Source organism: Phycisphaeraceae bacterium, assembly GCA_040222855.1.
Classification (GTDB): domain Bacteria; phylum Planctomycetota; class Phycisphaerae; order Phycisphaerales; family Phycisphaeraceae; genus Mucisphaera.
Genome location: JAVKCD010000019.1, coordinates 90,491 through 110,503 on the forward strand (window position 1 = coordinate 90,491; position 20,013 = coordinate 110,503).

Below are 20,013 nucleotides of genomic sequence, written 5' to 3' on the forward strand. Positions count from 1 at the left end.
GGATTCACCACTCGGCCGAGCGCGCCGCGAGCGTCTGCATCATCGTGTTGCACACGGTCTCGGCGTCCGGGCAAGCGTCGAGGATGGCATAGTGCTCGGGGTCACGGGTCGCCTGGTCGAGATAGCCCTGCCGGACTTTGCGGTGGAACGTCTCGCTGCGGAGTTCGATCCGGTCCTTGGCCTGATCAAACTCCTGCTGCCGGGTCAGGGGGTTCATCCGCGCCGCGGCGGTCTGCTCATCGACATCGAACACCAGCACCAGGTCCGGCCAGGTCCGCCCGACCGCGACACGAGCCACGGCACGGATACCGTCGAGCGACAACCCCCCCGCCGTGCCCTGATAGGCCAGCGTCGAGGAAACAAAGCGGTCAGCGATGACCAGAGCCCCGCGTTCGAGCGCGGGCCGGATTTTTTCGGCCAGGAGCTGAGCCCGGCTCGCCATGAACAGCAGCATCTCGGCGGTGAGGTCGATGGCATCAGCATTCGCCGGGTCCAGCAGGACGCTGCGCACCTGCTCGCCGACGAATGTCCCCCCCGGCTCGCGGACGGTGACCACTTCCAAACCCGCCTGCTCCGCCGCTCGGATCAGCCGGTTGATCTGGGTGGACTTGCCCGAGCCATCGGGGCCATCGAAGACGAGGAATCGTCCGCCAAGGCGTTGCATCCATGCTTGGGGGGTGGCGGGGGTGGTAGCGGGGGGGGCGGGCATCGCTAGAACATATCGCAATGGCCTAGACTGAGGGGATGCCGACGCAGTGGACCGACGATCCTTTGGAGCCCTACCGGCAGGCGCACGCCCAAGGCGGGTCGGCCTTCGGCGTGACGCTTTGGAACACCGAAGAGTCCCAACGCAAGCGCTTCCGTGTGCTGCGCGAGATGGTCTACCTGCAGGGCAAGCGAATCCTCGACGCCGGTTGCTCGCGTGGCGACCTCGCTGCCTACCTGCTGGAGCAGGGTCCGATGTACGGCCGGTACACCGGCGTCGACGGCCTCGCGGGGGTGATCGAGTTCGCCAAGAGTCGGGGGCTGCCGGACTCCGAGTTCGTGGCGGCGGACTTGCTCGAGCAACCCGAAGCCCTGCGCACCGGCGACCCGCAGGTGGTGTTTCTCTCCGGCACGCTGAACACCATGGACCTGCCGACAGCGCTCCAACTGCTGGAGTCGTGCTGGGAAGCGGCCAGCGAGACGCTGGTGTTCAACTTCCTCTCCGACCTCGTCGGGCCGAAGGCACCCGCGCAGGACTACCCCGCCTCTCGCCTGCCTACCGTGAAGCTGCTGGAATGGGCCGCCAAGCGCGCCGAGGGCAACGTGATGCTTCGGCAGGACTACTTCCGCCAGGGACACGACGCGACGGTGGTGATGGGGAAGGGGCTTTAGGCGAGACGCTGGATCAGATACCAGACGATCACACTTGCAATAAGAGCCACCAATAAACTGTTGATGAGTATTGCAATAATCGCATCGAAGAAAAGGCAGGATGGGAAGGTCAGTAAGAAAAAAAGAGCCCCGACGAATGTTGATTCAGATGAGGGACTGGAGAACTCCAGCGCAAGGATAAGAACAGTCACGAAGTACACAAGAGCTACACACACCGCTGCGGAGATAGCCATCACGACCGAAGCGATGATTCGCGTAGTCTTCTGATCCATAGCATTGAATCCTACATTCAGCACCTGTTGGATCAGTTGCTCCCCACCACCGCCCCCGCCGTATGCCCCGCAAACCCCGCGGCAAACACGGCATGAACCCCCTTCCGGGAGCACCGCCCCCCTCCCCCCCCCATTGCCCCCCCCACTGCCGGGATCGCGAGACCATGCAGGTCCATCGTGGTCTCGGGCGTCAGCCAGTTCATCGGCGGGATCCGACCCGCACGCAGACAGACACACGCAAGAACCAGGCTGACCAGACCCGAAGCCCCGAGCCCGTGGCCCAGCGCGCCCTTGTTGGCATACACACTCGGCAGCGTTTTCTGATGAGCACAGGCGCGAGCAAGCACCTCGACTTCCTGCGGGTCGTGGCCCTCCGTACCGGGCGTGTGCGGATGAAGACAGTCGATCGTCCGCCCGGCGAGCAGACCGCTGGCGATGTGACCAAGAGCCGGCATCCCCGGTGCGGGCTGGACCAGGTTGTCGGCTTCGCAGGCGGTCGCCGTGTCCAGAAGTTCGAGACCCGTGACGTCATCATCCACGGATTCGAGAACCACCGCAGCACCCAACTCCGACAACACGAAGCCCCCGCGCTCCTGGGCCAGCGGCGTCTCGATGTACTTGTCGGGCGGACTCGTTGGCGACAGCACACCCAGCCGCCGGTAACTGTGGATGAACTCAGGCCCGAGTGCCGCTTCCGATGTCAGCACCAGCGCCCGATCAACGCGACCCATCAGAATCGCCCGCCTCGCAGCATCCAACGCGTGAAGTGACGATGCACAAGCCGCCACCCAGTGCCCACGAGATGAGACCCCCAGACGCTGCATGAGGTAGTGGTCAAGGTAGCCATGCGGGCCCATCGCCACGGCGAGGTTCCGATGCTCGGCGTGCTTGTGGGTGAGCGCCAGCACCGCACCCTTCGATGTCCCGATCCACGTCGCCAAACCCGTCGGGCTGATGTTCGCCTCGGCGAGCGCTTCCCGCGCGGCCCGCTCAGCGATCTCAACGGTCGGGTCGGTCGCGGTGTGCTGCGCGGTCGAGATCGCCCCGATCGCCCGGACGGTCGAGACCGGGTCGATGCCCTCAGGGATCTCGCCGACGCGATCGGTGATCCGCCGACCGGCGCACAGAGCCCGGTACGTCGGCCAGGCACCGACACCCAGGGGCGTGACGAGGCCGACGCCGGCGATACGAATGCGTCGGGATGGTGACGGGGTGCTCATGGATGCGTGAGTGTAAGTGAGCCATCACCAGCATGGCGTGATGACTACAGCCGCTGGGCAATCCAGCACCGGATCTTCTCGCCCAATCGAGTCACAAAGACCGTGCGGTCGGTGCCCGTGCCTTTTTTGCGGAGCGACTTAGGCCCGCGCAGCGCAATCTGCAGGGCATCGGTATCGAGGCGGAGTCCGCGTGGCTTGACCTCGACGTGAGCGGTGCGATGCTCGGCGAGCCACTTCCTGACGTTGTCTTCGCGCCAGCCCATCTCGGCCTCGACGCGGAATGCCGTGAGCCACGGCGAGTCAATCGGCTCCTCGGTGGCGAGCAGGCCAGCCCGGGGGTGAGGCATCACGGCATCGTGGCGGGCGCAGAGCGTCATCGCGAGCTCAGCGCGTTCCGCAGCGGGATCAAGGGTGTGCAAACAGCCGGCCTCGGGAACGGGCCCGATAGCCGGATAGATGTCCTCATCGGTGAGGTGATGAATCCCCCCATCGTCGATGCGCGTGGCCGTACGCGAGCCTTGCTCAGCGGCGAGCCCGCCCGTCCACCACAGCGTCTGGACCAGCCGACCGCCTTCGGACACGAACTCCACCGACCACCCCCCCGCCGCATCGGATGCCTCAGCAAAAGCCTGCTCGGCCTCGTGCATATCCACGGCGGGGCTGAGCTTGAGGCACGCGGCTTTGGCTCGGCGCAGCAGCCCAGCGACGACTTCGGGTACGGGCTCGGTGTCGGCGAGAGTCTGCGTGCGTTGACCGCCAGCCCGACGGGCCGGGTCGATGTGCAAGGCCTTGCCCGTCGGATCGACGGACACGGCGTCGGCCGCGAGGCTGGTGCACCGGGCGTTTCGCTCGGTCATCCAGGCGCGGATCGGATCGTGATCCACGGCGAGGACATCATGGCCAGCTTCGATCAGGGCTAGCGCATCGACGCCAATGCCGGAGCACAGATCGATGGTGTCGATGAGACCCGCATCTTTGAATCGCTGGGCTTTAAGACGCGCGACGGCGAGAGAGCTGGCCTGCTCGACGCCTTCGATGTCGGCGATGACCGAGGCGGCGAAGTCCGGGCCCAGTTTGGCGATGGATCGCGCGCGGGCCTCGGCGAGTTGGGCCGCGAGGTGAGCGAGATGCGCATCGGCGTTCTTGCGCAGCCGAGCGATGCCCGAGACGGACGTGCGATCGACCGACGCCGCCAGCGCAATCAACTCGGCGTGGTCATCGACCAGCGTTTGCCAGAGCAAGAGAGGGTCGGGAGTCGCCGGGGTGGTCACTGCGCGATGCGGCCGAAGCGTGACATGAGGTCAACGATCTTGGGCTGACGCGGCTCGATGGACAGACTCCGACGCCAGGCGGCGATGGCACGATCGCGCAGGGCCGGGTTGCGTCGTCCGGTTTCGAGATACTCGGCCATCAGGCAGACGCCGATGCCGTTGAGAGCCGGCGGCATCTGGCTGTCGCGCTCGAGGGCGGCCTGGAACTGCTCAATGGCTTCCTGCCGACGCCCCTGCTTGAACAGGGCGTAGCCGTATCGCTCATAACCCAGCGCCGAAGGCTCATCACGAACGAGCTGCTCGAGAAGATTCGAGGCGCGGTCGAACTCACGGAGATTCAGGTGCGCCTGGGCCCAGCTCTGCAGCAGCGGGGCGTCGAGGTCACCCAACTCGGCGGCCTGCTGGAAGCACCGCACAGCGTTGTCGTACTGCGCGAGCATCGAGTATGTCGCGCCGAGGTTGATCCAGGCAGGGCGAGACTCGGGGTTGTTCTCGGTCGCAGCAACCGCGTGTCGCAGCGCAAGGTCGGGGCGGCCGGCCTGCAGATAAGCCGACGCGAGATCGCGGCGGGCCTCGAAGCTGTCAGGATCAATCGACAGGGCCCGGAGATAGCCGGTGACGGCTTCACTCACCCGGCCCAGGAGCTGGTTGACCACAGCCAGACCGTATTGCGAGTCGTAGTCCCGCGGATCGGTCTGCACCGCCCTCGTATACGAACCGTGCGCCGCATTAAGATTGCCGGATTCGAGGTAGATCTCGCCGACAGCGACGTGGGCCTCGGTGAGGTCGGGGTCGCGGTCGATCGCCTCAGCGAGCAGGGTCATGGCGTCAGCCGTATTGCCTGCAGCCAGCACGCTGCGCGCCTCGGTCACGAGCCGGACGGCCTGCTGGTCGCCGGAGCGCATGAAAGGCTGGTTGCCGTCCGACTCGCAGCCCGTAAGGCCCAGCAGGGTGAAGAGCAAAATACCCGCGCTCAGGGTTGAGCGTCCCGAAAGCCAGCGATGGTGTCCCGTGTCGTGCATGATGGTCCTACGATACCCGCTACGGGCCGGTTTGGTTCGCGATGAGGTCTAGCGAATGCGCGTTGCTTTAGGTCAGATCAATCCGACGGTTGGCGATCTGGAGGGCAATCACGCCCTGATCGCAGAGGTTATCGAACGTGCTCGGCAGTCGTCTGCCGAGCTGCTGGTCCTGCCGGAGCTGGCCATCTGCGGATATCCGCCGAAGGACCTGCTCCTCAAGCCCGACCTGATCGACGGCTGCCGCGAGGCGATCGCCGATCTGGCCACCCGATGCCAAGGGCTTACCGCTGTCATCGGCTATCCCACCCGGTCGGAGTCCAGTCAAGGGCTCCCGCTGGCCAACGCGGCGGCGGTCTGTAGCGATGGTCAGGTCCGAGAACGGGTCATCAAGACCCTTCTGCCCACCTACGACGTCTTCGATGAACGCCGTTACTTCGAGCCCGGCCCGGGCCCGTCACCCGTCATCGCCAGCGGGCGGAGCCTCGGCATCTGCATCTGCGAGGACCTCTGGAACGAGGAAGCCCTCTTCGAAAGACGGCTCTACCACGCCGAACCCGCGGGCCTGCTGGCCAAGGGCGGGGCCGAGGTGCTCATCAACGCCTCCGCGTCGCCGTTCACCCGCGACAAACAGGACTTCCGCCTCCGCCTGATGAGCCACATTGCCAAACGCCACCGCATGCCCCTGGTCTACGTCAATCAGGTCGGCGGGAACGACGAACTGGTCTTCGATGGCGGGTCCTGCGTCGTCGATGCCCACGGCAACCTCTTGGCCCACGCCGCCTGCTTCTCAGATGACTTCGCCGTCGTCGATCTGCCCATGGATGGCTCCCCGGGACAGCCCGTCGAACCGGTCTACCCACGAGGCATCGCGGGGGTCTATCACGCCCTCGTGCTGGGGCTACGCGACTACTGCCGCAAGTGCGGCTTCAAGGCCGTCGTCCTCGGCTTATCAGGCGGGATCGACTCGGCCTTGTCGGCAGCAATCTGCGTCGATGCCCTCGGCCGCGAGAACGTCACGGGCGTCGCCATGCCCTCGCGATACTCTTCCGAAGGCTCGGTGATCGATGCACGCGACCTCGCCGAGCGATTGGGCATCGTCTTCCACGAGATCCCGATCAAAGCTCCGCACGACGCCTTCGAGAAAGCCCTCTCTGGGGTCTTCGCCGGCCTGGAACCAGACGTGACCGAGGAGAACATCCAAGCCCGCGTCCGCGGAACCCTCCTGATGGCGATCTCAAACAAAAAGGGCTCGATGCTCGTCACGACAGGCAACAAATCGGAACTCGCGGTCGGCTACTGCACGCTCTATGGCGACATGGCGGGCGGACTCGCCGTGCTCTCGGACCTCCCCAAGACACAGGTCTACGAGATGGCCCGATGGATCAACCACAACAGCGCCTCACCCCTCCGGCAGCAATACCGCGGACCGGTGATCCCGGAGTCAACGATCGAAAAACCGCCCTCCGCCGAGCTGCGCCCCGACCAGGTCGATCAGGACTCACTGCCCGCCTACGAAGTCCTCGACGCCATCATCGAACGCTACGTCGAACAAGAGCAGTCGGCCCGGACGATCGTGGACGAAACAGGCTTCGAGGTCGACGTCGTGCTGCGGATCATCGGGCTGATCGATCGCAATGAATACAAACGTAAACAGGCCGCCCCCGGACTGAAAGTCACCGGCCGTGCGTTCGGCTTCGGCCGACGCGTGCCGATCGCTCAACGGTTCCGCAGCCGGATCGACGTGACAGCGAAGTAGCCTCAGGCATCAATCAGGTCGCGGAGGCTGCGATCGCCCGCGGATTCGACCTGCTGCTTCTGTAGATCGCGCAACACAGGCTCTTTGCCCGCAATCGCCTCGTGGCTGTGCGCCACGCTGATCAACTCGCCCACGCCGATCTTGTCCGGCGGACGCGACAGTGACCACCCCAACGTATCGCTATGACGGCCTTCGACATAAAGGATCAGCTTGCGCTCTTCGAGACGATCCAGCAGCGCATCGGCCTCATCCATCGTGATCCCCAGCCGGTTGCTCACGGTACCCGTGGTGACCACATCACCCTTGTCAAAAGCACGCGCCACGCACACCGCTGCGGCGATCAGCGCCGTACCCGAGAGCAGCAGCGGCCGATCCTCGTCGTGAGTGAGTTTCGGAAGCCCCTCAGCGGGCATCATCTGGAGCGTGTAAGCGACCTCGAGCCCAAAGAGCACGATCAGCCAGAGGACCCAGACGTACATCAGCGAAAGCGGGAGTAACGCCAGAGCACCATACAGCGAGGTGATCGCGGCGCTCTGGACATACAGACCAAACGCCTCGCTGGCGATCAGCCAACCAACCGAAGTCACCAACCCGCCCAGCACTGCGAGCCGAGTGCTCACCCTCGTATTAGGCAGCAAAACGTAAGCAAAACTGATCGCCAGCCAGGTCGTAAACAAGGGGGAAATAACCACCAGCGGCGCAGCCAGCCAACGCGTCCAGGCCCCCGCCTCGACCACGCTGATGAAACGCTGCTGCATGAACTGACCCGCCAGAACCAACGCCGGGGCCATCGTAATCACGAAGTAATAAAACACCATCCGCAAATACCACGGCCGATTCTGCTGAGCCTTGTAGATCCGGTTAAAGCTGCCCTCGATCGTCGCCAGCAGGCCGGTCGCACCGTAGATAAACACCAGCAGGCCGATGACACCGATCCCGCCCAGATTGACGGTCTCCAGAAAATCGAGAAGCTGTTCGAGGTTGCTGCTCAGTGCGTTTCGGGCTCGGTTGAACTCACCGAAAGGCGCGACCTCCCCATCTTCAATACTCGGTTCATCATCGATCGACTCTATCGACTCGACAGGCTCAACCGGTGTGGGTGCTTCTAACTCTGGCGTGTTAGATTCAGGAGCTTCCTCAGCAGATGGCTCCTGATCCTCCGCGACATCGAGCCACTGCAAGGCCGCTGCGACGGCCTGATCCTTGAAACGCTCACGATCCTCCGGGCCGATGAACGCCGTCGAGACCACCAGCATCAGCACCAGCGTCGGCAGCAGACTAAAGAGCGTGTGGTAGGTCAGCGCTGCGGCCATCGTGCCGGCACGATCACGTTGCAACTCACGAGCGCAGTACAGACCGAACAGCAGCGTCTTACGCAGCGATCGCTGCGAGAATGAGAGGTCATCACCCGGGCGACTGAGAAAGTGATCAATACGCTCGCGGAGCCTGGGCTTCTTGGTCTTGCTGGGCTTGGGCATCGCGGGTCCTGGTTTCCTGGCCAATGAGTTAAGGAGGATCGTACCCGCTGCCGCCCCAGGGGTGACAGCGGGCGATGCGACAGAGGCCCATCCAGCAACCACGGATCGGCCCGTGTTTCTCCACAGCGTCAATCATGTACTGACTGCACGTCGGGTGATAACGGCAGTGCCCGCCCATGACCTGACCAAGGGTCACGCGGTAAAGCATCACCACGCCAACTACCAGATGGGCCCCGATCGACGTGATCCACCGGACCATCACGAGCCAGCCCCTTCCTCCCGCTTCTCCTGTCTGCGGGCTCGCCGCTGCCACTCGCTCTCGAGCGCCAGCATCGCCTGGGTGAGCAGCCGCCGGTACTCCGCCAACGCCAGCGGGGTATGCGGGCGGACAATCACCAGCAGGTCAAACCCAGGCGTCCAGTCGTGACGCTCCAAGCGGAACGCCTCGCGGAGCAGACGCTTGATCCGGTTACGCGTGACCGCCGGCCCAACCTTCCGACTGACCGTCATCCCCAGCCGAGATTCAGGACGATCGTTGGGCCGGGCAAGCATCGACAGCGGGCCCGCGTGCTTACGCATCTTCGCCCGATGCACCGCAGCGAAATCAGCACGCCCATGCAGCCGGTGGCGATGCCGAAACACCTTGTCCGGCCGCTTGGGCTTCGACGAGACTGGTGGGGTCGATGAGGACATCACCCACGCTCGGCCAGAGCCCGGTGGTAGCACCGCATCAGCCGAGCACGGGTGATGATGCCCAGAACGCCATCCTCATCAACCACCGCCAGGCTCGCGACATCGTGATCCGAAAACTTGTCCATCACCGTGTCAAGCGTCTCATCGAGGTCCACCGTCGGCAGATCGGTACGCATCAGCTCCGCGACGATCATCAGCGGAATCGCCTCACGCTCGATGAGTGAAGTACGCAGATCATCACCCACGACCATCCCCGCATACCCGCCGTTGGCGTCACGGATAACAAAGTCGGTGGCCTGGTGCTCACCAGTCAGATCAATCAGGCGCTGCGCCGGATCCGCCGGGAAAATCGAGGCGCTCGGCACCAGCGGGACATCCCGAGTCGTCAGGCGACGCAGCAGCGTCATGTCCGAACGCGTGCCCATCCGCACCCCGCGCTTGCGGAGCCACGAGACATAAATCGAGTCCTTCACCAGCAACTGCGAACACGCCAGCGAGAGAATCGAGACCGTCATGATCGGCAGGATGACCCGGTAATCACGCGTAACCTCAAAGACCAGCAACGCCGCCGTCAGCGGGGCATGGATCACCGCCGCAATCATCCCCGCCATCCCCGCCAAAGCGTAAGTCGCAGGCGTCGAACCAGGTAGCAGATTGAAAACCTCCAGCAGCAATGCAAACCCCGCACCCAGCGTCGCTCCCATAAACAGACTCGGCGCGATAATCCCCCCCGATCCGCCCGAACCGATCGTGAGCGTCGTCGCCAAAACCTTGAAGGCAATCACAATCAGCAGCAACCACCACGCCGCGTCAATCACCGGGCCGGTCGCAGCTTCAGCGACCGTGGTGGCGTGGTACGACTCCGGGTTGAGCAGCGCCTCGATCACCGGATAGCCGTTCCCATAAAACAGGGGCGCGGGATAGTCCGAGGCCGGGTACTGAAAGAGAACGACAAAGACGATGCCCAGCACACCCAACAGCAGCCCGCCCAACGCCGGCCGCAGCCAACGCGGGCCCGGGGCCTTCTGCCAAAGCCGATCACCACGGCGCATCGTCGTCGCAAAAGCAACACCCAACAGACCCGTGAGAATTCCCAGCACGATATACGCCGGCAACTCGTGAATCAGAAACGTGTACTCCGTCATCGCAAACGGCAGATTAAAGACTGCCCCCGTCTCCCCAAGCATCGCCTGAGCCACCGCCGTCCCGAACACAGAAGCAATCACAATCGGCGTAAACGTGCGAAAAGAAAAATCGCGCAGCATCACCTCGAGCACAAACAGCACGCCAGCAATCGGCGCATTAAAAATCGCCGCCGTCCCCGCAGCCGCCCCGCAGCCGACCAAAGTCGACATGTGCTCACGACCAACTTTCAACAACTGACCGACCTGCGAACCAAGCACCGAGCCGATCTGGATGATCGGCCCCTCCACCCCCGCCGACCCGCCCGAACCCAGCGTGCTCGCCGACGTGAAGAACTTGGTAATGCCCATGCGCTTGGGCATACGACCCTGGTTGCGAGCCAGCGATTCGATGACCTCGGGCACGCCGTGACTCGACCCGGTCCGGGCAATGAGTTCCTGGATCACACCGACGACCAGCCCCCCCACCGCCGGCAGCAACAGCAGCACCACCCACTCCCCGCCGACATTGCCAACTTTCCCAAGCTCTTCAAACAACCCATGCTTGGAAAAATGCACCACCCACTCGAAACAGACCGCAACCAGCCCGCCCAGCGTGCCGACCAACGCCGCCATCGGGATCAGCAGCCAGTCGCGATCAAAACCCGCGGCCTGCAGCCACCGGTCCAGTTTGGCTCGTAGAGGGCTGTTCGCCACGATCGAAGTGTAACGATTGAGAACGACCAGCCTGATCGATCGAGGGAACTCATTGAGCTGAAGGCCCCATCAGACGAGGGATGGCCCTGTCGAGAGGGTCAGGTTACGCTGCAAAACTAGACCATTGCGCCGATCGGGAGAGGGAGCCGGCCGTCCGACGCCGGTCTCGATCGATGCCTCCCAGACCCAAGGAAAGATTGCCCTATGGATAGAACCATCCGGACAACGGCCTGCGCCCTGCTCTTCTCTGTCGCCACACCGGCCCTGGCCTCGCCGCCGAGCGGATACAGGCTGCTCTACGCCGATGAGTTCAACGGCTCCACGCTCGACACCCTCAAGTGGGACTACAACTACCCGACTCATTTCCCGCTCAGTGGCCAAGCTCATAACCACAACGCCTACATGGTGCCCGAGCACGTGTCGGTGAGTAACGGCTCGGTCCACCTTCTCGCTACCCAGGGCACGCCGGCCGAAGCACCCAACCGCGTCCAACAAGGCGGGGTCTGGCGCGATCTGGACTTCACCTCCGGCGCCATCAATACCAGCGAGACACTCCTCTTCCAGTACGGGTACATCGAGGCCCGGATGAAGATGTCCGACGCCATCGGCACCTGGCCAGCCTTCTGGACTCTGCAGACCGACGGCTGGCCACCCGAGATCGACATCATGGAGTACCCGATCAGCTCTGAGGACGAAACAAATCGCTACTACCGCACCTATCACTACGGCGAGGACTGGCGCGACCACCGGTCGGCCGGCGGGTACTGGCACAACCACACCCAGAGCCTCGCCGACGATTACCACACCTACGCAGTCCAGTGGACACCCAGCCAGCTCAAGTTCTACTTCGACGGCGTTCAAATAGGCGGTGCCATCAACAACAACGGGGGCATCCTCAACTATCTCGACGGCCCGAACTATCTGATCCTCAATCAGGCCGTCGGAGGCTGGCCGGTCTACCCGCCCAGTTGGCCAACCCAGGGTGCCACCTTCAGCATCGACTGGGTCCGTGTCTGGCAAACCGCCGTCGATCGCGATTCACAACTCGCGGCCACCGACGCCCATGGCCACACCTCGTGGGGCGACGAAGCGATGTGGTCCAACGGCGTACCCAATCAGGCACAGCACGGCGCGCACCTCCGCGACCTCAGCCAAGACCACGTGACACTGGACTGGTCCAACGTCCGAACAATCGGCCAACTCGACCTGCAAGCCGACACCTCCTACACGCTCGGTGACGGCGACGAAAGCCTGATTCTTGCGATGAGCACGGCCTCGCAGTGGGCGAGCATCACAGCCCAGCCCGGCAACGGGACACACGTGCTCAACACAAGGATCGAGGCATGGTCGAACCTGGTGATCCGCAGCACTCAGTCCAACCCACTTACGATCAACGGCGCAATCACCAGCCTCGCCCAGCCGACCACTGGCGGACAGCTCGAGTTTGCCGGTCAGGGCGGGCACATCATCCTCAACGGCAGCGTCCACCAGCAAAGATTGACCCGCGTCACCGACGGCGTGACCGTCAGAGCCAGCGGCGGGCTGTTCCAGTCCGACCAACTCTATGATGACGCTGCCCTGGAGATCCTCAGCGGGGCAACCCTGGAACTCCCCGCACCCGATGCCGACAGCCCAGGCCCGCTCGGCTACCTGCCCTCGACGGCCGAGCGACTGGTCATCGACGCTGGGACACTCCGACTGACCGGAGACTTCGCCTCCGACCGCGGCTTCACCATCGGCGCAGGCGGTGCAACCATCGAAGCCGCGAACGGGGCAACGGTACAGCTCGCGCACTCCGCCAATCCCGATCAGACGATCGCTTCCGCAGCCGGCGGGGACCTCACGCTTGGCGGGCTTGGAAACGGTGTTCTCGACAAATCGCTCAACGGAACCGGAGGCTTGATCAAGACCGGTACCGGCATCTGGACCATCACCCACGACGCCAACCACACCGGACCAACCACCATCCACAGCGGACAGCTCATCGTGGAGGCAGTCATCACAGACTCCACCATCGAGGTCACGCCCGATGGCACACTTGGAGGCTCGGGGCAGGTGGCTGAAGCGAACGTCAGCGGCACGCTCAGCCCTGGCTCCAGCCCTGGCACGCTATCTGCCGACAACGTCACGCTTCACGCCAGCGCCACGCTCTTGATCGAACTGGGCGAGACAAACAGCGACCTGCTCAACGTGATCAACACACTGACGATCGAAGCCGGGGCCGTGCTCGAGGTGATCCTTGAGGATGGTTTCACTCCGGAGGATCAGACCCACGTCGTCGCAATCGCCGGGGAGATCCTCGGCGACTTCGGCCCGACGGCGACAACGGCTGCCGGTCGACCGTTCTATATCCTCCAGCACCCCAGCCAGATCAGCCTGCGACCCGCTGCTTCTGGCGACACCAACCTCGATGGCAGAGTGGACCTCGTGGACCTCTCGGTCCTCGCAGGAAACTTCGACGGCCCCGCCGGGTGGGAAGAAGGCGATTTCAACGCCGACGGCGTCGCCGACCTCATCGACCTCTCACTGCTGGCGGGGACTTTCGGGTACGCCCTCGACGACCTCGTCCCGGCGCCAGCAACCCTGCCGATCATGATCGGTCTCACCCTGATCGCCGGACGCCGGTCCGGTTGATCTGGCTTCGTGGAGTTCGAGACACCCGGTAGACCCAAGTCTGTTGGATCGGCCCTACCGAACCTTCCGCCCCATCCCATAGCCCATCGCCGCCCCCGCCACACCCGCCGAAGCAAAGAAGATAGGCAGCATCAACGCCAGCCCGTTGAGCCGCCCGCTGAACCAAGACTGCTCCAGCATCTGGTCGCTGGTGAAGTTGAACCACGTCGCCAGATAAACCCCCAACGCGACCACCAACGGACTCACCAGCAACCCCCAAGGCCGGGCCGAAGGCACCGAACTCCGGGCAACCATCCCACCCACCGCAAAACCGATCAGCAGCGCACCAGCGACCTGACCCGAGTCCGTGGACTTCGCGATCACGTTGGCAACCACCGCCCCCACCACCCCGCAGATCGCCCCGCCCGCGATCGACCCACCCACGCTCCCCTTCGGGCGGCTCGCCTTGTCGCGAACGCCCGAGTGAAGAATCCCCGCAATCAGCAGCATCACCGACCACAGAAACAACCAGCCAATCGTCTCGATCGCCAGATCGATGTAGACCTGAGCCAACGGATCGGCACGAAACAGCAGCCCGTCAATCGGCCCCGCGTACCAGGCGAGGATCATCAGAGAAGCAGCAAGCGTAAATGCACCCGACGCAACCCCGGACCAGACAGCCATACCCACACCAGCGATCACCGCAGGCAACGCCGCCAGCCCGAGCATGGCCGCTGCGGGCAGGATCCCGCCCCGGGCGTCCATGACGGTCAACCCGGACCAGCCGCCGGGAGGCATGGCTGGCCCACTCAGAGCAATCAGCGTCACGCCACAAGCGACGATCGCGACGAACATGACCAGGCGTTGCGGGACAGTCGGGAGCAAAGCATTACCTCATAGACGCCGGAGGGCGGGAGCGAGGGAGGGGCGGGGGGGCGGGGGGCACCCCGGCGACCCGGGAAGACATCAGCGTAAGCCGACCAGCCTAGCTCAGCCACCGGGCAAGGTCCTCAGCAGCGTAAGTCACGATCAGGTCCGCACCCGCCCTACGAATCCCCGTGGCGATCTCCAGGTGAGACGCCCGACGATCAATCCACCCCTTCTCCGCCGCCGCCTCGACCATGGCGTACTCGCCCGAGACGTGATACGCCGCCACGGGAACGTCGCACGCCCCTCGCACCTTCGCCACGATATCCAGATAGTGCCCCGCCGGCTTGACCATCACCATGTCAGCCCCCTCAGCGAGATCGAGTTCCAGTTCGCTCCGCCACTCTCGGGTACGAGCCGGGTCCATCTGATACCCCCGCCGGTCGCCAAAGCTCATCGCCCCCCCACCAGCGTCACGAAACGGCCCATAAAGAGCCGAAGCGTATTTGACCGCGTAACTCAGGATGGCGGTCTGCACATACCCGCCAGCATCAAGCGCCCGCCGGATCGCACCCACCTGACCATCCATCATCCCCGACGGCGCCACCACATCCGCACCAGCCTTCGCCTGAGCCACAGCGACAGTCCCCAAACGCTCCAACGCCGCATCATTATCCACGACCCACGAATCATGCCCGCCCCCATCCGCAGCCGGAAGCAGCGGCCCGCAGTGGCCATGATCGGTGTATTCACACAGACACAGGTCCGCAATCAGCACCGCGTCCACCCTCGCCGCCCGCACCCCGCTCAGCGTCCGCAGCACCGCCGAATCTGGGTCCTCAGCGTGGTGCCCCCCCGCATCCTTCTTCGACTCATCAGTCACCCCAAAAAACAGAAAGCCGCCCAGACCCAGCTCGGCGAGCCGCTGGACCTCGCCGATGGCTTGCTCAACCGGCCACTGCCAAACACCAGGCAGCGAGGGCACCGATCGCCGCTCCGCCAACGCGCCAACGAAAATCGGATGAACAAAGTTCTTTTTCTGCAGCGTCACATCGGCCACCAGCGCGCGCACCGATGAGCCACGCCGGAGGCGTCGAAGACGCCGTTGGAGGCCGTTTGAGGGGTGGTTTAGGGCCATGAGCGCACAGTTTACGGGCTTCTCAGAGACGTTGTAGCACCCCCGCAAGCCCCATCCCAGCCCTGTTTGGCTTGACACCCCCCCACCCACGGGGTTCAATAATAGCCGAGGGATGCAGGCAAACGCCTTCTATCCCGTAACAACTTGATAGTGGGTGAACGTTTCACCCACGCCATTCGCTGGCTCGCGTCAAGGTTCGAGCAACCCGTCATCATCAATGCCCTCCGATACCGGCTCACCATGCAGTGCGCATGACCGAGCCAGACAGGTCGGGCCGATACGCGGGAACGACCAGCGACCAGAACCGTTCCTCCGTTTTCAGGAGACCTGACATGTTTCGTACCGCACACACTGCTTATCAGAAGCAACCCAAGGGCTTTACGCTCATCGAACTGCTCGTGGTGATCTCGATCATCGCGCTGCTCATCGGCATCCTGCTGCCCGCCCTTGGCGCCGCACGCCGGACCGCGCGTCAGATGCAGTCCAATGCCAACGTCCGCTCCATCCACACCTCCATGGTGACCTTCGCCCAAGGCAACGGCGAGCGCTTCCCCGGCCTCGACACCCGTGGCCGGATCATCCCCGCTGACAACACGCAATGGCGCGTGGGTCCGCCCGCTGGCACCAACCCCAATGCCAATGCCGAGTCCGGCGGACACCCCGGCACCCGCTACATCTTCCTGCTTCAGGGCGGGCAACTCTCCGGCGAGATCATCATCAGCCCCGCCGACACCAAAACCACCTGGACTGAGTCCAACAACTCAAGTAATCCCGACGGCATCTCGGATGCCAACTTCTCCTACGCGATGCTCCGGCTGCAAGCCAACGATGTCCGCGGCACCGCAGGTGACGCGGCAGGCTCGGCCCTCCCCAAGTACGGCCGGATCGCAAACGAGTGGCGTGACACGATCAACACCGAGGCCCCGGTGATCTCCGACCGCAACACCGGCACAGGCGTCTGGGGCACGGGTGACCAGGGCACCACAGGCACCGGCCTGGTCAAGTCCATCAACACCACCGAGGCCGGCGACTGGCGCGGATCGGTCGGCTGGAATGACAATCACGTGACCTCCGAAACCACCCACGTCCTGCGGACCAAGTGGGTCAACGGCACCAGCATGGTGTTCACCGTGAACAACAACCAGATCGCCAACGACAACCTGTTCTCTGATCAGGAGATCGGTGGCGCAACAGGCGACACCCCCGCACCCCGTGCGGCTGGAACAAGCGCCGGTGGCAGCGGCGGGACCGGCACGTCCAACGCCCCTCCAGGAACCTCAGCCCAGGCCGCCATGGTCTACGACACCCATGATGATTACTTCAATCATGGCAGCAACACCGGCAATGGCACCTGATCCAAGCCCGGCTCAGCTCATGAGCCCGTTCTGATGCAAGACCCTCTCAGCGGGCCCCTCACCGGGGGCCCGCTGTCTTTTTCACACCGTGCTCACCACCGAGGCTTGACGGCGAGGGGCCCTCTGCGTTATCTGTGATCCATGGAAGGCAAAATCCTCTACGACGGCCTGACCTTTGACGATCTGCTGCTGATCCCTCAGCCCAGCGACGTCATCCCCGCACAAACCGACACCGCGACCCGGCTCACCCGGAACATCCGGCTCAACATCCCGGTGGTCTCCGCGCCCATGGATACCGTCACCGAGGCCGCCCTGGCGATCGCGCTGGCTCAGGCCGGCGGAATCGGGATCATCCACAAGAACCTCTCCGCAGAGAATCAGGTCCGCGAGGTCACGAAGGTCAAGCGTTCGGCGAATGGCGTGATCACCGACCCCGTGACGCTCCCGCCAGATGCTCCGGCCTCCGAAGTTAAGAGGCTGATGCACGAGCAGAACATCTCCGGCGTGCCGATCACCCTCGACGGCACCACCAACGGACGCGTCGTCGGGATCATCACCCGCCGGGACATGATGTTTCTCGATGATCCGGCCAAGCCGATCCACGAGGTGATGAGCAAGGACCGGCTGGTCACCGCCCCGCCGACGACGACGCTCGGTCAGGCCGAAGCGATCCTGAACAAGAACAAGGTCGAGAAACTGCTGCTGGTCGATGACCAGATGAATCTCACCGGTCTCATCACCATGCGTGACATCGCCAAGATGGAGCAGTTCCCCATGGCGTGCCGGGACGATCGCGGGCGGCTACGCGTCGGGGCGGCCGTCGGCGTGCACCAGCTTGACCGCGCCGCGGCACTGATCGATGCGGAAGTCGATGTCCTGATCGTCGATTCGGCACACGGGCACTCGCGGAACGTCATCGAGACCGTCAAAGCGATCAAGGCACGACACACCATCGACGTGATCGCCGGCAACATCGCGACGACCGATGGGGCCGCTGACCTGATCCAAGCGGGTGCTGATGGGATCAAGGTCGGTATCGGCCCTGGATCGATCTGCACCACGCGCGTGGTCACCGGCGTCGGGATGCCGCAGCTAACGGCGATCTTCTCGGCGGTCAAGGCCGCGGAGCCCGCAGGCGTGCCGGTCATCGCCGATGGCGGGGTCCGCCACTCGGGTGATATCACCAAGGCGATTGCCGCAGGCGCCTCTGCCGTGATGCTCGGATCACTCTTCGCAGGCCTGGATGAGTCGCCGGGGGAGCTGGTGATTCACATGGGTCGGCGCTTCAAGACCTACCGCGGGATGGGCTCGCAGGGCGCGATGCTCGCGGGCTCCGCAGACCGGTATCAGCAGTCCGGCACGCATAAGCCTGACAAGCTCGTGCCCGAGGGCGTGGAGGGCCGAGTGCCCTATCGCGGGTCGCTGGCCGATTTCGTCTATCAGCTCGTTGGCGGGGTCCGTGCCGGCATGGGCTACTGCGGGGCCCAGACCATCGACGACCTCCGCGAGAAGGCCCGTTTCGTCAGGGTCTCCTCCGCGTCGCTGGTCGAATCCCACCCCCACGACATCACCATCACCCGCGAGTCGCCCAACTACACCGCAGAAATCTACAGCAGCGACTGACCCCCCTATCCCCGCTACTTGGTCCCCTGCGACGCCTCTGGAGGCCCACAGCGGCTTGCCGAGGCTCCGGGCATGGCGTATTCTTGTCCCTCCCCGTCGGCCAATCGGCGCGGGCTCGTAGCTCAGTTGGTAGAGCGCACCGCTGATAACGGTGAGGTCACAGGTTCAAGTCCTGTCGGGCCCATTTTTGAGGATTTCATCCGTCTCGAAATCAACCGAAACTGGTTGATAAATCCCGCAATCACCTGAAGTTCCGGATTCTGTCGATTTCTGAGTAGAATCAGCTTTCTTGTCGTTTCTGCTCGTTGCGGACATCTTCTGCGTCGGATTTTGCGCCGCCTTGTCGTAGTGCTCGTCTGTGATCTGGGCGTAATGCTTGACGGCGACCGCCACCGTATTCCCGAGCCAGTGGGCGACCACGTGAGCGGGGTGGTCCTGCATCAGCTCGGTCTGCCGCGTGCTCCGCAGGTTGTGCCAGAGCTTGGGCCAGGGCGTCACCCCGGCCTTGTCGATGATCCGGGCCAGGTGCGTCCCTGGGTTCTTGTTGGAACCGATGTAGCTTGGGATCAGGTACTCGGCTCCTTCCGGTGCAGCGTCGAACGCCTCGCGCAGGTAGGGCACGAGTTCGGGGAAGATCGGGAGTTCGCGCGCTCCCTTGCCCTGCTTGCGGGTCTTGGGGCTGGTGATCCGGATCCGCATGCGGTCCCAGTCAACATCACCCCAGCGGAGCTCCTGAATCTCCGAGGGGATGCGGAGGCCGCCATAGCGACCGAGGGCGAAGAGCAGCCGCCACTCCGCGTTCGGGCAGGCGTCCAGCACCTTCTGGGCATCGGTGCGGCTGATGAAGCGGAGTCGCTCGGGGTTGCCCTGCACGGTCGCCTTGAGCCCTTCGAAGGGGTTCTCGTCGATCAGCTTCCGCCGGCAAGCGGCCTGGAAGAACTGCCGGCACCGCCCCACCATCCGCCTCGCGGTGTTCTCCGCGAGCTTCTGCTCGGTCCGCAGGGCGATCGAGAACGCCTCCGCGTCTGCCGAGGTGATCGATCGGAGCGGTCGGTCGTTGTCGAAGAACGCCAGAAGATGCTTCTGGGCGCGTCGGTAGGTCGCCCTGGTGGTCGGCTCAACGTCTTTGCGCCCGGCGATGTAGGTCTCGAGAAATTGCCCCAGGGCGATCGACTCGCGTCCCTCGATGAGGCCGACCGCGGCCAGCCGACTATGGAGGCGATCGTCGATCCCGCTGAGCCACCGGCTGGTGTCGTCCGACGGGTTGTGGCCCGTGAGCTGGCTGCTGACGAGGTCCTCGACTCGGACCTTGGTCGCTTGGGCGTGCCGTTTGCTGACCTTGCCGAGGCGAAGGGTCCGGCGGACGCCCTTGGCGTCGGTGAACAGGATCCTGCGGCTGCCGTTGGGATCGTTAGAGATGCTGGCCATGGTGATCATCCTTCATTCTGGCTCGTTTAATCGGGGCATGGTTTCCCGCGACCGACCTTCGC

17 protein-coding genes and 1 tRNA gene are annotated in these 20,013 nt (G+C 64.0%); 6 read left to right on the forward strand and 12 right to left on the reverse strand.

The genetic code is table 11. The annotated features are described in order from the left end of the window. Positions 1–4: 4 nt before the first annotated feature. Positions 5–709 (reverse strand): dTMP kinase, encoded by a 705-nt coding sequence (gene tmk, locus RIG82_05640; GenBank protein ID MEQ9460415.1) that lies wholly within the window; start codon positions 707–709, stop codon positions 5–7. 35 nt (positions 710–744) lie between these two features. Between tmk and RIG82_05645 the strand changes: the two genes are divergently transcribed. Then, on the forward strand, positions 745–1,377 hold the full coding sequence (locus RIG82_05645) for a class I SAM-dependent methyltransferase (protein ID MEQ9460416.1): 633 nt from the start codon (positions 745–747) through the stop codon (positions 1,375–1,377). Here the strand turns inward: RIG82_05645 and RIG82_05650 are convergent. From RIG82_05650 to RIG82_05665, 4 genes are read right to left on the reverse strand one after another with little or no spacing between them, the layout of a single operon-like run. Next, complete coding sequence (locus RIG82_05650) at positions 1,374–1,649, reverse strand: hypothetical protein (protein ID MEQ9460417.1); 276 nt, start codon at positions 1,647–1,649, stop codon at positions 1,374–1,376. The genes RIG82_05645 and RIG82_05650 overlap by 4 nt on opposite strands. Before the next feature lie 32 nt (positions 1,650–1,681). Continuing rightward, positions 1,682–2,869, reverse strand: coding sequence for a beta-ketoacyl synthase N-terminal-like domain-containing protein (locus RIG82_05655; protein MEQ9460418.1), 1,188 nt, complete (start codon positions 2,867–2,869; stop codon positions 1,682–1,684). A 44-nt stretch (positions 2,870–2,913) separates the two neighbouring features. Then, positions 2,914–4,110, reverse strand: coding sequence for a hypothetical protein (locus RIG82_05660; GenBank protein ID MEQ9460419.1), 1,197 nt, complete (start codon positions 4,108–4,110; stop codon positions 2,914–2,916). Between the two features lie 26 nt (positions 4,111–4,136). Further along, a complete protein-coding gene (locus tag RIG82_05665; protein MEQ9460420.1) occupies positions 4,137–5,162 on the reverse strand; it encodes a tetratricopeptide repeat protein in 1,026 nt (341 codons plus the stop codon). Positions 5,163–5,217: 55 nt separating this feature from the next. On the opposite strand from RIG82_05665, the gene RIG82_05670 reads away from it, so the two are divergent. Next, the gene (locus tag RIG82_05670; protein MEQ9460421.1) at positions 5,218–6,918 is read left to right on the forward strand and encodes an NAD+ synthase; all 1,701 of its coding nucleotides are present in this window, start codon (positions 5,218–5,220) and stop codon (positions 6,916–6,918) included. Positions 6,919–6,920: 2 nt separating this feature from the next. Here the strand turns inward: RIG82_05670 and RIG82_05675 are convergent, their stop codons facing one another. Genes RIG82_05675 through RIG82_05690 form a run of 4 tightly spaced genes read right to left on the reverse strand, consistent with a single transcriptional unit; the run spans position 6,921 to position 10,927 of the window. After that, complete coding sequence (locus tag RIG82_05675) at positions 6,921–8,396, reverse strand: YihY/virulence factor BrkB family protein (GenBank protein MEQ9460422.1); 1,476 nt, start codon at positions 8,394–8,396, stop codon at positions 6,921–6,923. Positions 8,397–8,424: 28 nt separating this feature from the next. Next, positions 8,425–8,655, reverse strand: a complete 231-nt coding sequence (gene yidD / locus RIG82_05680) for a membrane protein insertion efficiency factor YidD (GenBank protein MEQ9460423.1) — start codon at positions 8,653–8,655, stop codon at positions 8,425–8,427. Next, positions 8,655–9,089 (reverse strand): ribonuclease P protein component, encoded by a 435-nt coding sequence (rnpA, locus tag RIG82_05685; GenBank protein MEQ9460424.1) that lies wholly within the window; start codon positions 9,087–9,089, stop codon positions 8,655–8,657. The genes yidD and rnpA overlap by 1 nt, the downstream gene beginning before the upstream one ends. After that, complete coding sequence (locus tag RIG82_05690) at positions 9,089–10,927, reverse strand: chloride channel protein (protein ID MEQ9460425.1); 1,839 nt, start codon at positions 10,925–10,927, stop codon at positions 9,089–9,091. The genes rnpA and RIG82_05690 overlap by 1 nt, the downstream gene beginning before the upstream one ends. A 204-nt stretch (positions 10,928–11,131) precedes the next feature. On the opposite strand from RIG82_05690, the gene RIG82_05695 reads away from it, so the two are divergent. Next, a complete protein-coding gene (locus tag RIG82_05695; GenBank protein ID MEQ9460426.1) occupies positions 11,132–13,561 on the forward strand; it encodes a family 16 glycosylhydrolase in 2,430 nt (809 codons plus the stop codon). 54 nt (positions 13,562–13,615) lie between these two features. Here the strand turns inward: RIG82_05695 and RIG82_05700 are convergent, their stop codons facing one another. Together RIG82_05700 and hemB are read right to left on the reverse strand one after the other, a co-directional pair. Beyond that, the gene (locus RIG82_05700) at positions 13,616–14,425 is read right to left on the reverse strand and encodes a hypothetical protein (GenBank protein ID MEQ9460427.1); all 810 of its coding nucleotides are present in this window, start codon (positions 14,423–14,425) and stop codon (positions 13,616–13,618) included. Positions 14,426–14,525: 100 nt separating this feature from the next. After that, entirely contained in the window at positions 14,526–15,545 is a 1,020-nt protein-coding gene (hemB, locus tag RIG82_05705) for a porphobilinogen synthase (protein MEQ9460428.1), read from the reverse strand. A gap of 332 nt (positions 15,546–15,877) precedes the next feature. On the opposite strand from hemB, the gene RIG82_05710 reads away from it, so the two are divergent. The 3 genes from RIG82_05710 (at position 15,878) to RIG82_05720 (ending at position 18,707) form a co-directional block, all read left to right on the forward strand. Beyond that, entirely contained in the window at positions 15,878–16,900 is a 1,023-nt protein-coding gene (locus RIG82_05710) for a prepilin-type N-terminal cleavage/methylation domain-containing protein (protein ID MEQ9460429.1), read from the forward strand. Between the two features lie 141 nt (positions 16,901–17,041). Then, positions 17,042–18,523, forward strand: coding sequence for an IMP dehydrogenase (guaB, locus tag RIG82_05715; GenBank protein MEQ9460430.1), 1,482 nt, complete (start codon positions 17,042–17,044; stop codon positions 18,521–18,523). 111 nt (positions 18,524–18,634) lie between these two features. Further along, positions 18,635–18,707 (forward strand) — tRNA-Ile (locus tag RIG82_05720). Here the strand turns inward: RIG82_05720 and RIG82_05725 are convergent. Then, positions 18,689–19,951, reverse strand: coding sequence for a tyrosine-type recombinase/integrase (locus tag RIG82_05725; GenBank protein ID MEQ9460431.1), 1,263 nt, complete (start codon positions 19,949–19,951; stop codon positions 18,689–18,691). The two genes, RIG82_05720 and RIG82_05725, sit on opposite strands and share 19 nt — an antisense overlap. Between the last annotated feature and the right edge of the window lie 62 nt (positions 19,952–20,013).